Consider the following 15,515-nt stretch of genomic DNA (forward strand, 5'->3'; position numbering starts at 1 on the left):
GATACGCACAGCTGTGATCACCGTCATCCTTTACCGGCTGAGGGTGGCAGTCCCGTGCTACCTTCCCTCCCAATCAACCCCATCCGATCCACCTCATCCCGTTCTCGGAGTCCTCCATGAGCGACGTGGAAATCAGCATCACCCAGCAGAAGACCATCCAGGCGCTGCAGAAGGGGGAGGCCCCCATTCCCATGCGGGGCTGGCTGGCCAAGCAGGCTGCCATCAACTACGAGGTGGAGCGGGCCCTGGCCGAGGACGATCCTGCGGCCTTCTGGGGCGATAAGGCCAAGGGCCTGGACTGGGCGGAGCCTTGGACGAAGGTGTTCGAGTTCAACGTGCCCAACCACGCCTGGTTCCTTGGCGGCAAGCTGAACGCCACGGTGAACTGCATCGATCGCCATGTGCACAGCGACCGGCGCAACAAGGCCGCCCTGCTGTGGGTGGGCGAGGATGGCGACGAACGCTCCTACACCTACAACCGCCTCTACCGCGAGATGAACCGCTTCGCCAACGCGCTCAAGCGCTTGGGTGTGAAGAAGGGCGACCGCGTCATCCTCTACATGCCGCTCACGCCGGAAGGGATCATCTCCATGCTGGCCTGTGCCCGCATCGGCGCCATCCACAGCGTGGTCTACGCGGGCATGGGCCAGGCGGCCCTGCGCACCCGCATCGAGGACGCCGGGGCTCGAGTGGTGGTGTGTTCCGATTTCACCTACCGCCGCGGGAAGGCCATTCCCCTGAAGCCCATCGTGGACGAGGCCGTGCGCGATCTGACCTCGGTGGATCATGTCATCGTCCACCGACGGGGTTCCCGCCCTGGCGACGCGCCCGTAACCTTCGCCAGCGAGCGCGAAAAGGACTTCTACGACATCCAGCAGGGCCGCGATATCCATTGCGAGGCGGAGATGGTGGATGCCGAGCATCCGCTGTTCATCCTCTACACCAGCGGAACGACCGGGAAACCCAAGGGGGTGGTGCACACCACTGGTGGTTATCTGGTGGGTGTGAACTACCTGAGTAAGGCCTTCTACCAGATCCAGGAACGGGACATCTACTGGAGCACTTCGGACATCGGCTGGATCGTGGGGCACAGCTTCATCGTCTATGGCCCGCTCAGCATTGGCGCCACGGTGCTCTGCCGCGAGGGCGCGCCGGACTATCCGAGCCCGGAGGTCACCTGGGAGATCTGTGAGCGCTTTGGGGTGAATGTGATGTTCACGGCGCCTACGGCCGTGCGCATGTGGATGAGCCACGGCGCCGAGGCCCCGGCCAAGTTCGACCTCAGCAAGCTGCGCCTCATGGCCTGCGCCGGCGAGCCCTTGAATCCCGAGGCCCACCGCTGGGCCCAGCAGCACCTGGTGGGCCAGGGCAACGGCCAGGTGGTGGACAACTGGTGGCAGACGGAGATCGCCGGACCGGTGATCGGCACGCTGCCCACCTTCGAGGTCCGGCCCGGCAAGGCTGGCAAGGCCCTGCCCGGGGCCCAGCTGGCCGTGGTGAATCACGATGGCTCCCCCGTTCCCGACGGGCAGGGCGGGCTGCTGGTCATCAAGTTCCCGCTTCCCTACATGCTGCGCACCGTGTGGAATGACCACAAACGCTACGAGGACTACTGGAATGAGATTCCGGGGTACTACACGGTGGGCGATGTGGCCGTGAAAGACGCCGATGGCTACATCGCCGTGCTGGGCCGCTCCGATGACGTCCTGAACGTGGCGGGCCACCGCATCGGCACTTCCGATGTGGAAGGGTCCCTGATCCGCCACCCGGCGGTGGCCGAAAGCGCCGTGGTGGGGCTGCCCGATCCCATCAAGGGCGAGCGCATCATGGCCTTCGTGGTGGTGCGGGCGGGCATTGACACGGGCCCTGGCCTCATCGCCAGCCTGAAGGATCATGTCCGTGAGGACCTGGGCGGCATCGCCATGCCCAGCGAGATCCAGATCCGCGCCAGCCTGCCCAAGACCCGCTCCGGCAAGATCGTCCGTCGCGCCCTCAAGGCCGAGGCCCTCGGGCAGGATCCGGGGGATCTGAGCACGCTGGCTGATTGATGCTGTCCGGGGGTTCCTCGCTGCGCGCATACCCCCGGGCCCCCGCACTCGGCTCGGATGAGCCGCGCCTCGCTTTCGCTGTCCCCGTGAGCTAGAAGATCCGCACGAGATTGAACCCCAAAGCCCACCGGCTCGGGGGCCTGGGGCCGCCGGCGTAGTCGCCTCCCAGCACCTGGTGGGCGGTGGTGCCCTGGACGTTGGTGGCGAGCAGGGTGAAACGGTGGCCCTTGGTCTGGAATCGATAGCCGAAGGCGAACCCCTGCTCGAAGGTGGCGGAGTCCAGGCGGGCGGGGCGGGGATAGTACTCCGCGAGGATGGACTGGCCTTCCACGATGCGCCACCGGATACCCGCGCCGGCGGTAAAGAGGGCCCGATCCTGAGTGGTGGTGCGGGAAAGCCAGGTGGGGACGAGGCTGAAGGTCACCGGCCCCGCCAGGAACTCCGTGGGCAGTTGGAGGGTTGCGCCGGTGATGCCAACGGTTCCAAAGGCATAGGTGGCGCGCTGGATGGTTTCGTCGAAGCGCTCACCGCGAACCGCCATGCGGAGGTGCGGCCGGTCGAGAAGTCGCTCCTGGAGGGCCAGGATCACAGTCTTGCCATCGGAAGTGCGGTAGACCTGGGCGTTGAGGCCCGGTATCGCGGCGATACCGAGATCGAAGCCCAGGCCGGCGAAGTTGCCGCCGTCCAGACCGTAGAAATCTTTCGAGTTCCCCCGTGCCGGCTCGGCAAAGCGATGGGTGAAGCGGATGGCGGGTTGCCAGCCGTGGAGGTGGTCGGCCGTGGGCAGGTTGAGGCCCAGGGGAAGTTCGGAATCCTGGGCCAGCAGGGTGGTCGACAAACTTAGGGCCAGGAGGAAGGGCGGGACGATCGATTGGATGAGCATGGGCGTTCCGGGCGGATCAGGTGAGCCGCGTGGTGGCGGAGACGGGCTTGGAAGGATCGATCACGAGCACGCCGCCCGGCGTGGACTCGCTGACCTGGTAGTGCTGGAGGATGGCCCCCACCGGCGCCGGTCCCAGGGTCACCGTGCCGTTGAGGTCGTACTGGCTGCCGTGGCAGGGGCAGCCGAAGCCGGTCTGGGTGGTGTTGAGGCGGCCGCCCTGGTGCAGGCAGCTGGCGTTGAAGGCGTAGATGCCGGCGCTATCACGGACGAGGTAGTAGCCCTGGGCGGCCCCCAGGACCAGGGGGCAGCTGCCGGACGCGGTGGTGGTGTAGTCCCGCACCGTTCCGGCGGGTTGGCCCATCATGCTGGCCTTCGTTTCGGAGGTGGTGACCGGGCTGGGCGGAGGTGGCGGCGGTGGCGGAGCCGGGGTAGAACTTCCGCCCCCACCTCCACCGCAGGAGACGACCGCGGCGGCCGCGGCCAGGGCCAGGGCGCAGGCGCAGAATTCCCGGCGATCGAGACCACTGGCTGGTCCGGCCGGTGTGGAGCGTTCGGGTTGAGACATGGGACCTCCCTGGGTTGGGGCCGCAGCGATGGCGGACTGGCTTGGGGATGAGAATGCGGCGGCGACCGGGGAGCCCCCAGATCCGGATGGCAGAAACCGGCCCATCCGGTCTGGCCTTCGCCCCGGCGGTGGGCGCATCCTCTTGGCAGATGCTGTCCGACCCCTGCCTGGAGCCCGCCGTGCCTCCCTTCAATCACGTCCACCCCGCCATCGTGCATTTCCCCATCGCCCTGCTGGCGACGGCCCCGCTCATCTTCCTGCTGGGCGGCCTCTGGCCGGCCCAGCGCCGGGGCATCCACGCCGTTGCGCTGCTCCTGCTGCTGCTGGGGCTCCTGGGCGGGCTGCTGGCCCTGGCCACCGGGGATGCCGCGGAGAAACTCGCCCACCGCACGCCGGAGCTGCGCGCCGCCTTGAACCATCATGAGTTCCTGGCCCAATGGACGGTTTCGATATTCGGGGTGCTGGCCGCCTCCTGGCTTATATACCTGGGATTCCTGCGCTTCTCCCACCGGGAGCTTCCTCAAGGTTTGGGCAGGCTCTTGTTCCTCCTATGGCTGCTCCTCAGCGCTAGCGGTGTCGTCACACTCGTCCTCACGGGCCATGAGGGTGCTCGGATGGTCCACGAATTGCACACCCATGCGGGAGACACCCAGAACGGCTGGTAACGCAACTCCGGTTGGGCTGATGGGATGAAGCCCCGCCAGTACACCGTCCTCCTACTCCTAGGCTTCGCCCTCTGTACCTGTGGCACGAGGTCAGCGAAGACAAGGTCGATAAATTAGACCTTCTTCCAGCAAGCGCAGCCGCAGCGAGGCGTGGGGCGCATAGCCACCGTAGAAAGAAAAGCAGTTTGAACCACCGATAAACACCGATGCACACTGATCAAAACCAATCTTTTTATCGGCGTTTATCGGGGGTAAATACTTTCTTTGCGAGGTGCATTCTCACCCCGCGGCCGCTTCTTCTGTTTCCGGTTTCGCCCAGCGATCGAATCGCATCAGCATCAGCATCCCCGGCACGGCGATCACGGTGCAGAAGAGAAAGTAGTTCGACCAGCCCCAGTGCTTCACGAGCGAGCCGGCTGGGGCGGCAAGAACGGTGCGGGTGAGGGCGGTGAGGCTGCTCAGAAGGGCGAACTGGGTGGCGGTGTATTTGAGGTGGCATTGGCCCATGAGGAAGGATGTGAAGGCCGCAAGGCCCAGCCCGTAGCAGAGGTTCTCCAGGGACACAGTGAGGGCCAGCAGGGAGAGCCTAGGCCCCGCATGGGCCAGCCACAGGTAGGCCAGGCTTGAGATCCCCTGCAGGATTCCGAAGACTACGAGGGCCCGCTTCAGTTTCATGTGCAGCATGAGTGTGCCGCCTGCCGCCATGCCCACAATGATGGCGCCCGTTCCCACGAACTTTGTAATGGTTCCGATCTGGGTCAGGGTGAAGCCGACGTCCAGGTAGAAGAGTGTGGGCAGGGCTTGGGCCAGCATGTCTCCCAGTTTGTAGAGCACGGCGAAGGCCAGCACCTCCCAGGCACCACGGCGGCCCATGAATTCGCGGAAGGGCTCCACGACAGCCTCTTGCAAATTCTTGGGCGGGGGGGAGTCGTGAAGGGATGGGGGAGATAACCAGGTGCCTACTACACCCATTGCCATCAGTGTGGCCATAAGCAGGTACACCGTGCGCCATGAAACATGCTGCCCCACCAGGATCAGCGCCCCCGCGCCTGAAATCAGCATGGCGATCCGGTAGGAGCCAATGTGAAGGGCGTTGCCTAAGCCCAGCTCTGATGGCTCCAGGGATTCGGCTCTGAAAGCATCAGAAACCACATCCTGGCTGGCACTGAAGAAAGCCACAACCAGCGCCAAGGCAGCCACCAGACTCAGATTCCGGGCTGGCTGCAAGTTCGCCAGGGCCACCAGGGCCAGTACCAATCCCACCTGGGTCAACAGCAGCCAGCCTTTCCGACGTCCCCGGAACCCCGGGAAGCTCGGCGCAAGGCGATCCATGATGGGGGCCCACAGGAACTTCAGGTTGTAGGGAAGGCCCACCAGGGCGAAGAGCCCGATGGTGGTGTAGTCGACATTCTCCCTTTTCATCCATGTCTGGAGCGTGTCCCCAATCAACTTCAGGGGCAGGCCCGAGGCCAGGCCCAATGGGATCCAGACAGCGAGACGGCGGAAGCGTGGGGGCATCTGTGCATCATCGCAAAGAACCAGCGCTGGAAACCGCAGATTTCGCTTCTGGGGGCTGACCAGGTCCTATCGCTATTTGGCCACCGGCCGGTTCGCGCCGCGCCAGGCGCGCATGCCGCCCTTGAGCACGTAGACCCACTCGAAGCCCCGGGCCAGGAGCTGGCGCAGGGCGCGGTGGGAGAGGGCGTCGGTCTCGTCGACCAGGACGAGGGCCCGCTTGGCCATGGGATCCGGGGCCTTGAAGCGCTGCGCGAGTTCCGCGTAGGGGACGTGGAGGCAGCCTCGAATGTGGCCCTGGCGGAAGGCGGCATCCTCCCGCAGATCCACCAGCAGCACACCCGGTCCCTGCAGGAGTTCCTCGACCTGCAGCGGGTCCAGCACGGGCCGCCCCTTCCCGCGGAGCCAGGATCGGAGCCGCGGCAGGGCCACTGCGAACAGCAGCACGAGGCAGAACGCCGCGAAGACCAGGCCGGGCAGGAAGGGATAGGCTTCCATCCAGTCTTTCAGCGTCGTCAGATCCTGGGCGAAAGCGGACATGGTTCCCCCGGTACGGGGATGATGCGCCCGCCTCAGAACTCCGGCAAGCCCAAGGCGATGGCCAGGGCCCTGAAGGCTGCGGGGATGGGGGCCACCGCGTCGATCCGCGCGCCGGTCACGGGGTGGTCCACCGACAGCTTCCAGGCGTGGAGGGCCGGATGGGGCAGCAACAGAGCTCCGCCGTCCACATCCTTCCAGCGGCCCGGCCCGCCGTAGAGCGGGTCGCCCATGAGCGGGGCCCGGAGGTGGGCCAGGTGCACGCGGATCTGGTGGGTGCGCCCCGTGAGCAGCTCACATTCCACGAGGGCAATGCTCGTGGTGCGAGCCAGCACGCGGATGCGGGTCTGGGCGGGGCGCCCGCCATCCGCCACCACCATGCGCAGGCGGTCCCGCTTGTGGCGGGCAATGGGCTCGTCGATGAGCAGGCTGCCCAGCTGGGGCAGTTTCGGAGAATGGCGCACCAGGGCCAGGTAGCGTTTCTCCACGGTGCGAGCCTTGAACTGATCCTGGATGGCCCGCTGGGCTTCCGCGGTCTTGGCGAGGCAGAGACAACCGGTGGTGTACCGATCCAGGCGATGCACAAGGCCCGGCCAGCCGGAGGCCAGTTCCTCGGCATCCTCCGCTGCCTCGTCGGTGGGCTCGAGGATCACGGGCGCCTTGAGGCGGTGCAGCAGGGCGTTCACGATGGTCCCGCCCGCATGGCCGGGGCCCGGATGCACAACCATCCCCGCGGGCTTGTCCACGATCCACAGATGGGCGTCCTCGAAGAGGGTGGGCAGGTCGATGGCCTCGGCCTCCAGATGCGCCGCCGGAGCGGCGATCACCGGCAGTTCCGTTTCCACCAGGTCGCCCGGGCGCAGCTTGACACCGCCCTTGGTCACGGGCTGGCCATTCACCTTGATTTCACCCGTGCGGACATGAACATCCCAGCGGGCGCGGGGGACTTCGGGAAAGCGGTCGGCCAGGAAGCGGTCCAGGCGGGGGGCGCCTTCTTCAGCGATGAGTTGCATCATTTTGCTTCCTTCCGGCGCTGCCAGAACAACCAAAGACCCAGGCCCAGCATCATGAAGGCGATGCCGGTGAGGCGGCCCGTGCTGAGCCACACCCAGCCCAGCCAGCCGGTGCCTCGATCCACATCGCCCCGCCAAGTCTCCGTGATGACACGGCCCAGGCCCTCCACCAGGAAATAGAGGGCGAAGATCTGACCCTGGAACGAGCGCTTGCCGCGGGCCACCAGCAGGATGGCCATCACGGTGAGGTTGGCGAGGGAGTTGTAGAACTGCACCGGGTGTAGGGGGATGCCCAGGGGCGTGCCGCTGAAGGCCTGGGCCAGCGGATTCGTGAACGTGGCGGCCCAGGACACGTGAGTCTCGGTGCCATAGCAGCAGCCGGCGGAGAAGCAGCCCAGGCGGCCGATGGCCTGGCCCAGGGCTACACCGGGCACCAGGGCGTCACCCGTGAGGCGCAGCGGCAGGCCCTGGCCCTTGCGGAGCTTCCAGAAGAACACCGCCGTGGCGGCGATGATGCCGCCGTGGATGGCGCCGCCGGCCCGCAGGGTCGAGAGGGTGAAGACGTCCCGGAGGGCCATGGCGCCTTCCTGGCCGGCGGGCGTGAAGAGACCCACGATGATCATCAAGAGCTTGGACCCCACGATGGCGGCGATCAGCACGGCGATGGCCAGGTCCGTGATGCCGTCCGGATTCAGGCCATCCAGCTTCGCCTGCCGCTTGGCCAGGGCCGCGCCCGCGAAGAACGCGATGGCCAGCAGCAGCCCGTAGGTCCCGAGGGGGAAGGAGCCGATCTCGAAAAGAACTGGATGCATGGTGGATTCCGAACGGATGACTGGAAACTGAGGGCTGAAGACTGAAGACTGAAGACTGACGAGGAGGGTGCCATGCCGACCATCACAGCTCAGGACCTGGCGGAGCGTCTGGGTGGCAGCCTTGAGCATTGTCCCCCGGATCGGCCCATTTCCGAAGTGAAGCCCCTGGAAGAGGCGGGGGCGGGCTCTGTATCCTTCCTGGCGAATCCGAAATATGCCGCGAAGGCCAAGGAAAGTGCCGCGGGCCTGATCTTCGTGGACGCGACCGCCGACATGGGCGAGCACCCCGTGCTGCGGGTGAAGCATCCCTACTGGGCCTTCGCCCAGGCCATCGGCTGGCTGCACCCGGAGCCGGCCCCCGAGTGGAGTGACCGCCCCGTGCATCCCACGGCCATGATCGGCGCGGGCTGCCGCATCGCGCCCGGAGCCACGATAGGGGCCCGCACCGTGCTGGGAAAGGGGTGCGTGGTGCATCCGGGCGTCCATGTGGGCGATGACTGCGTGCTGGGCGAGGGTTGTGAGCTGTTCTCCGGCGCCGTGCTCTACCGCCGCACCCGGCTGGGGAACCGCGTGGCCATCCACGCCAACTCCGTGGTGGGCAGCGACGGCTACGGCTACGTGCTGGTGGAGGGCCGGCACGCCAAGATCCCCCAGGTGGGCTGGGTGGAGGTGGGCGACGACGTGGAGATCGGCGCCTGCGTGTGCATCGACCGCGGCGTGCTGGGCCCCACGCGCATCGGCCTGGGCACCAAGATCGACAACCAGGTGCAGGTGGGCCACAACGTGCAGGTGGGGAACCACTGCCTGCTGGTGAGCCAGACCGGCATCAGCGGCTCCACGAAGCTGGGCGACTACGTCACGCTGGCCGGCAAGGTGGGGGTGGTGGGCCACATCGAGATCGGCAGCCGCAGCGTGGTGGGCGGCAACAGCGTGGTGGCCAAGAGCCTGCCCGAGGGGAGCTTCGTCACGGGCTTCCCCGCCCGACCCCACAAGGAGTGGACCGAGGCCCAGGCCGCCCTGAACCGCCTGCCGCGCCTCATGAAACAGTTGCGGAAGGGCGGGGCGCTCTAGCCCTTCAGAACTCCGCGATCATGGCCTGGTCCCGCTCGACGGCGGCGCGGACGTCCGTCTTGAGGCGGGCCAGCACCCCAGGCGCCAGATGGAGGATGTCCACGGCCTGCCGGGAGGCCGCCTCCAGACGCAAGGGGTCGCCAAGGCCAGCCCTCACCTCCAGGGCCAGCTGATTGGCCAGGGCCACCACGGCGGTCAGCTTCCGATGGGCCAGGCCCGCCCGGAGGGGCTCGTGGTGCCAGCGCACGGCGGCCTGCAGGCCGGGAGCCAGACTCCACTGGCCGGCCAGCGCCTCGCCGACCATGGCGTGATCGAACCCGAAGGCCTCCTGTTCCCGCTCGAGGCAGGCGCCATTCTGCTCGTCGACCGCGCGCAGCAGGGGCCCATAGCGCTCGGGGAACTTCACGCCCAGGACCGATTTTCCGAGGTCGTGCAGCAGGCCGCCGACAAAGGCTTCTTCCGTATGCGGAAGTCCCAGCCGCTCGGCGAAGGCGCGGCTGGCCACGGCGGTCACCAGAGCGTGTTCCCAGAGCAGCCGCTCTTCAGGGCCCACGGTGCCGCGGAGGTAGAGGGTTCTGGCGGAGCTCGCGAGGACCACGCTCTTGAGGGCGGAGACCCCCAAGGTCGTGATCGCCTGCGTCAGGGTGGTCACCTCGCGCATCAGGCCGAAGGCCGTGGAGTTCGAGACTCTCAGAACCTGGCCGGCGAGGGCCGGGTCCAGGGCGATGATCCGGTGGAAGTCGCCAGCAGTGGCTTGTGGATCCGCGGAGAGCCGCAGCACCTCGGCCGCCACCCGGGGCACGGGCGGGAGGTCGCCGAGGTTTGCGATGAGCTCGTGGGGGGTGATGGGCATGGTCGGCTCCTCGCCGCTCAGGTGCTGCTCCGAACCTCGGCCCGATGGGGGAACCGCGGGGGTCCCGCCTGGTCAGTCCTCGATGACGACCACGGCCAGGGCCAGATCTCCATCATGGGTCACGCTGCCATGGAGGTGCCGGATGCCGCGGGCCGCCAGCAAGCCCTCAAGAGCCCCCACGGCCCACAGGCGCCCATTCACGTACCGCAGCTCTTTCCAGGACCAGCCATCCAGACCCGTGCCCAGGGCCTTGCCGAAGGCTTCCCGGAGCGCCCAGCGACCAGCCAGCCGCTCCGGCAGTCGCTCCCGGTTGCCCGCCAGCAGGTAGGCTGCCTCCTCCGGATGCAGGATCCGCCCCGCGCACTTCTCAGCCCCGAAACGCGCGACCAGGTGCCGCCAGCGGCTGGGGGGGCAGAGGTCGGTACCTAGTCCGAGGATCACTTCAGCCTCCAGTCCCGTAAAGACAATTGGGGGACGAGAATCTGATTCACCGAGGAGAGGATGTCGTTGTCTTTATCACCGTTTCTCACTGTTCATCACCGGTTTATCTTTCTTTCTTCTTTGGAGGAGGCACCATCGAGGAGCAAACAGATATAGAAGAAACCAGTGATAAACGGTGATGAACGGTGAGAAAAGCAATGATTTCGGTGGGGGGCTTTCATTTCAATTCCACGGTGAACCAGTGGTCGCAGCCGCCATGCCCGGTGCGGCCCAGGGGCGCGCAGAGGGGCTTGAAGCCGACCTTGTTGTAAAGACGGATCGCCTGGTCCATGCCGGTGAGGGTCTCCAGATAGCAGGTGCGGTAGCCCAGGTCCTTCGCCACCCTGAGGCAATGGCGGAGCAGGGCCTCGCCCATGCCCTGGCCCCGGGCCTCGGGCAGGAAGTACATCTTCCGCAATTCACAAACGCCGGGATCACCGCCCTCCAGGGCCGCGACACCGCCACCGCCGACGAGGTGTCCGGCCTCATCCACCACCACGAAGTAGGCTGCGCCCGGCACCCCGTAAGCCCGGCTCATGAAATCCACCTCGGAATCGTGGAGGGCGAAGCCTGGCCCGTCCGCCCCGAATTCCGGCATGACTGCGCGGATGATGGCGGCCACGGCGGCGTCGTCCTCGGGCTGGATGGGGCGGAAGGTCAGCATGGAGTCCAGGTTACCCAAACCGGACCTTCCGGATCCGATCTGGTCCAATCTTGGGGTGGAGGTACCCATGTCCCCGACTCAGTTCCGCGACCGTCTCCGCGCCGGGGAGCGCCTGCTCGGCACCCTGGTGCAGATCCCCCGGCCCGAGGTGGCCGTTCGCCTGGCCGGCCAGGGCTTCGACTGGCTCTTCCTGGATGGCGAGCATGGCGGCTTCGGTCCCGCGGAGACGTCGCGGACCCTGGCTGCGCTGAAGGGGGCCGTGCCCTGTCTGCTGCGGGTGCCCTCCTTGGATCCCGCGGTCCTCGATGATGCGGCTGGCTGCAGCGCGGCGGGGCTCATCGTGCCCCACGTGGACACCGCGGCCCAGGCGGAGGCCGCCGTCCGCACGGTCCGGGGCCGGGGCCTCGTCGTGGTGCAGGCGGAATCCGCCGAGTCCGTCATGAACATCGGGGCCATCGCCCGGGTGCCGGGCGTGGACGCCGTGTTCGTGGGCCCCTACGACCTGAGCGCCAGCATGGGGATCTCCGAGCAGTTCAGCCATCCGGCCTTCCTGGACGCCGTAGCTTCCATCGCCCGGACCTGCCGCGAGGCTTCGATGCCCCTCGGCATCTTCCGCATGACCGCCGCAGAGATCCGGACCCAAGAGGATGACGGCTTCACCCTGCTGGCCACTGGGTTGGATGGCACCCTGCTGGAAGCGGGCGCGCGGGCGCTGCTGGCCGAGCTTCGGGGTTGAGCAGGGATCCATCGGAAAACCTGGTCACGGAAGGCACAGAAGAAAGCCGGAAAGCACGGAATATCGCACTGAAAATCTATTCTGGGGCTTGGCTGGATTCAGAAGGTACGTCGAGAGGATGGAGTTCCTTCTGTGTCTTCCGTGACCAGCCATTTGTTGGTCTGATCCAGCTCACTCCGGCCAATGATGCTTTGGATACCGCCGCGACAGGCCCGGGCGCAGGTCCTTGTAGACCCGCTGCCAGAAACCGGCGAGGTCGGTGGTGACCTGAAGCGCCCGCATGTTGGGGGCCAGCAGGTGCAGCACCAAGGGGACCGCGCCGCCGGCCACCGCGGGGGTCTTCTTCAGACCCCAGAAATCCTGGAGCCGTGAGGCGATCCAGGGTGGATCGTCCTCGTAGTGGACCTTGGTGGGCCGGCCCTTGGGGAGCTGGATGGCTTCCGGTGCCCAGGCGTCCAGCAGGCGCAGGGTCTCAGCGGGGAAGGCCTGGCGGAGGGCCCCGGGCCAATCCACATCCTGCACCTCGCGCAGGGTCGTGCGACCCCGGCAGGCGCCCGCGAGCAGCGGACCCAGCAGGTCTTCCGGCAGGCCCAGGTCTGGCCGATGCTTCCGGAGGAAGGCCAGGCGGGCCAGGAAACGCGCAGGCACCTCGTCGAGCGGGCGGCCATGCAGGGCCTCGGCCAGCAGGACGGCCACCCGGGGGTCCGACGGATCCGCGGGGCCGCGGCTGGCGTCGATGGGGAGGCCTTCAAAGCGGATCTCGGAGCGCCGCTCCACGCGCCCCGCCGAAGCGTTGAACAACACTTCGTCCACGTCCTGCAGGTACTCGGGGAAGGCCTCCAGCAGCCAGTCCGCCTCGCAGCGGGAGGCCAGCCGGATGAGCGTCTGGCCTCCCGTGCCTTGCTTCACAGCCTCCGCTTCCAGGGCCAGGATCAGGCCCGGCCGCCGCACGCGGCTGGCGGGGTCCAGCTTGGCACCGCCGCCACCCGCAAAGGCGCAGGTGCCGTTGGCCGAGAGCTGCCCCACGCGATCCGGGTAGGCCTGGAGCAGGGCTTTGAGCAGGCGGGTTTCGGCCTCCGCCGGTTCGGCAGGCGAGGGCAGCAGCCGCGACAGGGACTGCACGGCCCGCTTGGCCCGGTGCACGGCGGCGGCATCCAGCCCCGCGGCCCGGCAAGCCCCGGCGCCGAAGCCCGCGGCCTCGGCCTCCTCGAACTGGTCCAGGCGCAGCAGCAGATCCGAGTCCGCGCCATGGCCGGTCTTCACGGGCGCCCGGTCGAGGCCCTGGCGGGCGGTGAGGTTGCCGGTCTCCAGCAGGGCCGCCGCACGCAAGGCCAACTGGGGCACGCCGAGATCGTCGCCGGCCACGGCGAGGCGGGCCAGGCGCGGGTGCAGGGGCAGGTCGGCCATGCGCCGGCCCACGGGCGTGAGGGTGCCGTCCGCCAGGGCGCCCAGGCGCGTGAGCAGGCTTTCTGCGGCTGTCATGGCCGCAGCGGGCGGGGCCTCGAACCAGTTCAGGGCGCCGGGATCGGTGATGCCCATCCCATGCAGCGAGAGCAGGGGTTCTGCCAGATCCGAGCGCTGCAACTCCGGCGTGTCGAAGGCGGGACGGGCCCCGAAATCGGCCTCGGTGTAGAGGCGCAGGCAGCGGCCCGGCCCCGTGCGGCCGGCTCGGCCCGTGCGCTGGGTGCAGCGGGCCTGGCTGATGCGCACCGTGCGCAGGCCCGAGAGGCCGGACCAGGGGGAGTGCGAGGCCTCGCGGCCCAGGCCGGAATCCACCACGGCGCCGATGCCATCCAGCGTCACAGAGCTTTCCGCCACGTTGGTGCTGAGGATGACCTTGGGAGTGTCGGTGGCTTCCAGCGCATGGGCCTGGGCGTCGGGCGAAAGCTCGCCGTGCAGAGGCCGGAGGCTCAGGCCGCGCCTCGCCGCCACGGCGTCGCAGCCTTTCAGGCAGGCTCGGATCTCCGCGGCCCCCGGCAGGAAGACCAGGGTGTGGTTCTTCAGTCCCTCGCCATAGAGGCGGTCCAGAGCGTCTGCAACCTGCAGCTCGATGGGCCGGTCGTCGGGACGCGGCAGGAACGCCGTATCCACGGGGAAGGCGCGGCCCTCGCTCCGGATGACCGGGGCGTCCAGGAAGGCGGCTACGGGGCCCGGATCCAAGGTAGCGGACATGACCAGCAGCTTCAGATCAGGCCGCGACCCGAGCTGGAGGCGGCGCAGCAGGGTGACGCCCAGATCCGTGTGTAGGTGCCGCTCGTGGAATTCGTCCAGCACCACGGCGGCGATGCCTCGCAGCTGCGGATCGCCGTGCAGGCGCCGCAGCAGCAGGCCCTCCGTCACGAAGCGAAGGCGCGTGGCCTTCGAGACCTTCTGCTCGAAGCGCACGGCGTAGCCCGCCCGCTCACCCAGCGCCTCGCCCAGTTCGTCCGCCACGCGGGTGGCGGCCAGGCGCGCCGCGAGCCGCCGGGGCTCCAGGATCCAGCACTCGCCGTCCCCTAGCAGACTCGCTTCCAGTAGGGCCGGAGGCACCCGCGTGGTCTTGCCCGCGCCTGGATCCGCCTGGAGCACCAGGTTCGGGTGCCGGCGCAGACTCTCCGTGATCTGCGGCAGCAGGGGATCGATGGGCAGGCTCAGGCGCATGGTTGACCCAAGGCGGTGAGGAACGCGGCGGGATCGTCCACGGAGACGGCAAGTCGGTCCGTGGGGCACCCGGGGCCTAGCAGGCCCAGCACCCGGACGGGTTCGGAGAGCTTCAGTTCGAGCACCGGGGCCCCCCGGGCCACCAGCCGCTGCACGCCCTTCATGTGGGCGTGGCGGGCCCAGTCGTCGTCGAACTCCGGCAGGGGCGCGGCGGACAGGACCCAGGGGGCGGGAAACGCCACAGACTTCACCAGGCCCTGGTGGAGGCGGACTTGGCCCTCATGGATCTGATGGGGCCGGGCCTTGAGGGCGGCGTAGAAACCGAACAGCCAGAGCACGGCGTAGACCGTGGAGCCGTGCAGCACCCACCGCAGCCAGGGCGCCAGTCCCGAGAAAAGCACCTTCATGAGCAGGAAGTCGCCGGGGATGAGCAGTGGCAATGCGGGGAGGAAGGCGTGGAGCCCCGATTCCCGGTGATGGCTGAACCCCTCGGGTGCCGTATCGCGGAAGCCGCCGCCCAGATAGCGCAGGGCGCTGCCCAGCATCACCAGTTCCAACGCCATGAGCCTGGCGGCTTTCGGTGGGACGAAAGCCTCGAAGGCCGCGGCGATGCGGTCCTCGGGCCATTCACCGGGGAGATTCCGGGCTTGCCGCCAGGCGCCTACCGCCAGGACCAGCAGCAGCACCTCCAGGGGCAGGACGGTTCCCAGGCGCAGTTCGAGGGCCAAGCCTGAAGCTCGGGTAAGGATGAGTCCCAGGCCCTCCACGAGAATCAGGATCGGCAACAGGACCCGTGTGCCAGGAATCCGGCCCTGCCGCCAGTTCCGGATCAGGGCGAGCACGCGCAAGGCCAATAGGCCCAGGAACGCGGCCGAGATCCAGGGCAGGGCCCGGTGTCCAGGGGCCCGCAGGCGCAGGTCCAGGCCCCATCCGCCCAGGGCGACAAGGAGGCCCCAGAGCAGGGTGGAGGGTCGGAAGGGCTGGCGCACCCCTCCAGCCTACGGCCTCCGCGCCGCCTCGCGTAGAATGGAGC

General features: G+C 67.9%; 15 protein-coding genes. 4 read left to right on the forward strand and 11 right to left on the reverse strand.

The features are described from left to right. Nucleotides 1–116 precede the first annotated feature (116 nt). Complete coding sequence (acs, locus tag NOV74_RS10320; protein ID WP_257311907.1) at nt 117–2,048, forward strand: acetate--CoA ligase; 1,932 nt, start codon at nt 117–119, stop codon at nt 2,046–2,048. Between the two features lie 91 nt (nt 2,049–2,139). On the opposite strand, the gene NOV74_RS10325 is transcribed toward acs, so the two are convergent. Continuing rightward, complete coding sequence (locus tag NOV74_RS10325) at nt 2,140–2,931, reverse strand: DUF5777 family beta-barrel protein (protein ID WP_257311910.1); 792 nt, start codon at nt 2,929–2,931, stop codon at nt 2,140–2,142. 16 nt (nt 2,932–2,947) lie between these two features. After that, complete coding sequence (locus NOV74_RS10330) at nt 2,948–3,496, reverse strand: QcrA and Rieske domain-containing protein (protein ID WP_257311912.1); 549 nt, start codon at nt 3,494–3,496, stop codon at nt 2,948–2,950. Nucleotides 3,497–3,675: 179 nt separating this feature from the next. Here NOV74_RS10330 and NOV74_RS10335 point away from each other — a divergent pair, with 179 nt between their 5' ends. Then, nucleotides 3,676–4,161, forward strand: a complete 486-nt coding sequence (locus NOV74_RS10335; protein ID WP_257311915.1) for a DUF2231 domain-containing protein — start codon at nt 3,676–3,678, stop codon at nt 4,159–4,161. A 279-nt stretch (nt 4,162–4,440) separates the two neighbouring features. Here NOV74_RS10335 and NOV74_RS10340 read toward each other — a convergent pair whose 3' ends face one another. The 4 genes from NOV74_RS10340 to NOV74_RS10355 all read right to left on the reverse strand — a co-directional run bounded on the left by NOV74_RS10340 (nt 4,441) and on the right by NOV74_RS10355 (nt 8,038). After that, a complete protein-coding gene (locus NOV74_RS10340; RefSeq protein WP_257311918.1) occupies nt 4,441–5,679 on the reverse strand; it encodes an AmpG family muropeptide MFS transporter in 1,239 nt (412 codons plus the stop codon). Between the two features lie 72 nt (nt 5,680–5,751). Continuing rightward, nucleotides 5,752–6,216, reverse strand: coding sequence for a rhodanese-like domain-containing protein (locus NOV74_RS10345; protein WP_257311920.1), 465 nt, complete (start codon nt 6,214–6,216; stop codon nt 5,752–5,754). A 32-nt stretch (nt 6,217–6,248) separates the two neighbouring features. Further along, nucleotides 6,249–7,229 (reverse strand): RluA family pseudouridine synthase, encoded by a 981-nt coding sequence (locus tag NOV74_RS10350; RefSeq protein ID WP_257311923.1) that lies wholly within the window; start codon nt 7,227–7,229, stop codon nt 6,249–6,251. Further along, nucleotides 7,226–8,038, reverse strand: a complete 813-nt coding sequence (locus tag NOV74_RS10355) for a prolipoprotein diacylglyceryl transferase (RefSeq protein ID WP_257311925.1) — start codon at nt 8,036–8,038, stop codon at nt 7,226–7,228. Before NOV74_RS10355 ends, NOV74_RS10350 begins: the two co-directional genes overlap by 4 nt. A 72-nt stretch (nt 8,039–8,110) precedes the next feature. On the opposite strand from NOV74_RS10355, the gene lpxD reads away from it, so the two are divergent. Further along, entirely contained in the window at nt 8,111–9,109 is a 999-nt protein-coding gene (lpxD, locus tag NOV74_RS10360; protein ID WP_257311928.1) for a UDP-3-O-(3-hydroxymyristoyl)glucosamine N-acyltransferase, read from the forward strand. A 4-nt stretch (nt 9,110–9,113) separates the two neighbouring features. Here lpxD and NOV74_RS10365 read toward each other — a convergent pair whose 3' ends face one another. The 3 genes from NOV74_RS10365 to NOV74_RS10375 form a co-directional block, all read right to left on the reverse strand. Continuing rightward, nucleotides 9,114–9,962: an HDOD domain-containing protein gene (locus NOV74_RS10365; protein ID WP_257311931.1), complete on the reverse strand. Its 849-nt coding sequence runs from the start codon at nt 9,960–9,962 to the stop codon at nt 9,114–9,116. Between the two features lie 72 nt (nt 9,963–10,034). Then, nucleotides 10,035–10,403, reverse strand: coding sequence for a holo-ACP synthase (locus NOV74_RS10370; protein ID WP_257311934.1), 369 nt, complete (start codon nt 10,401–10,403; stop codon nt 10,035–10,037). Nucleotides 10,404–10,620: 217 nt separating this feature from the next. Continuing rightward, nucleotides 10,621–11,106 carry a GNAT family N-acetyltransferase gene (locus NOV74_RS10375; protein WP_257311937.1) on the reverse strand — a complete coding sequence of 162 codons (486 nt, stop codon included), beginning with the start codon at nt 11,104–11,106 and terminating at the stop codon, nt 10,621–10,623. 67 nt (nt 11,107–11,173) lie between these two features. On the opposite strand from NOV74_RS10375, the gene NOV74_RS10380 reads away from it, so the two are divergent. Beyond that, on the forward strand, nt 11,174–11,842 hold the full coding sequence (locus NOV74_RS10380; RefSeq protein ID WP_257311939.1) for an HpcH/HpaI aldolase family protein: 669 nt from the start codon (nt 11,174–11,176) through the stop codon (nt 11,840–11,842). A 171-nt stretch (nt 11,843–12,013) separates the two neighbouring features. On the opposite strand, the gene hrpB is transcribed toward NOV74_RS10380, so the two are convergent. Both hrpB and NOV74_RS10390 read right to left on the reverse strand, forming a co-directional pair. Then, complete coding sequence (gene hrpB, locus NOV74_RS10385; protein ID WP_257311942.1) at nt 12,014–14,482, reverse strand: ATP-dependent helicase HrpB; 2,469 nt, start codon at nt 14,480–14,482, stop codon at nt 12,014–12,016. Then, complete coding sequence (locus NOV74_RS10390; protein WP_257311945.1) at nt 14,473–15,471, reverse strand: hypothetical protein; 999 nt, start codon at nt 15,469–15,471, stop codon at nt 14,473–14,475. The genes hrpB and NOV74_RS10390 overlap by 10 nt, the downstream gene beginning before the upstream one ends. Between the last annotated feature and the right edge of the window lie 44 nt (nt 15,472–15,515).

Origin of the sequence: Geothrix fuzhouensis, assembly GCF_024609325.1 — a bacterium.
In the GTDB taxonomy this organism is placed as follows: Bacteria; Acidobacteriota; Holophagae; order Holophagales; family Holophagaceae; genus Geothrix; species Geothrix fuzhouensis.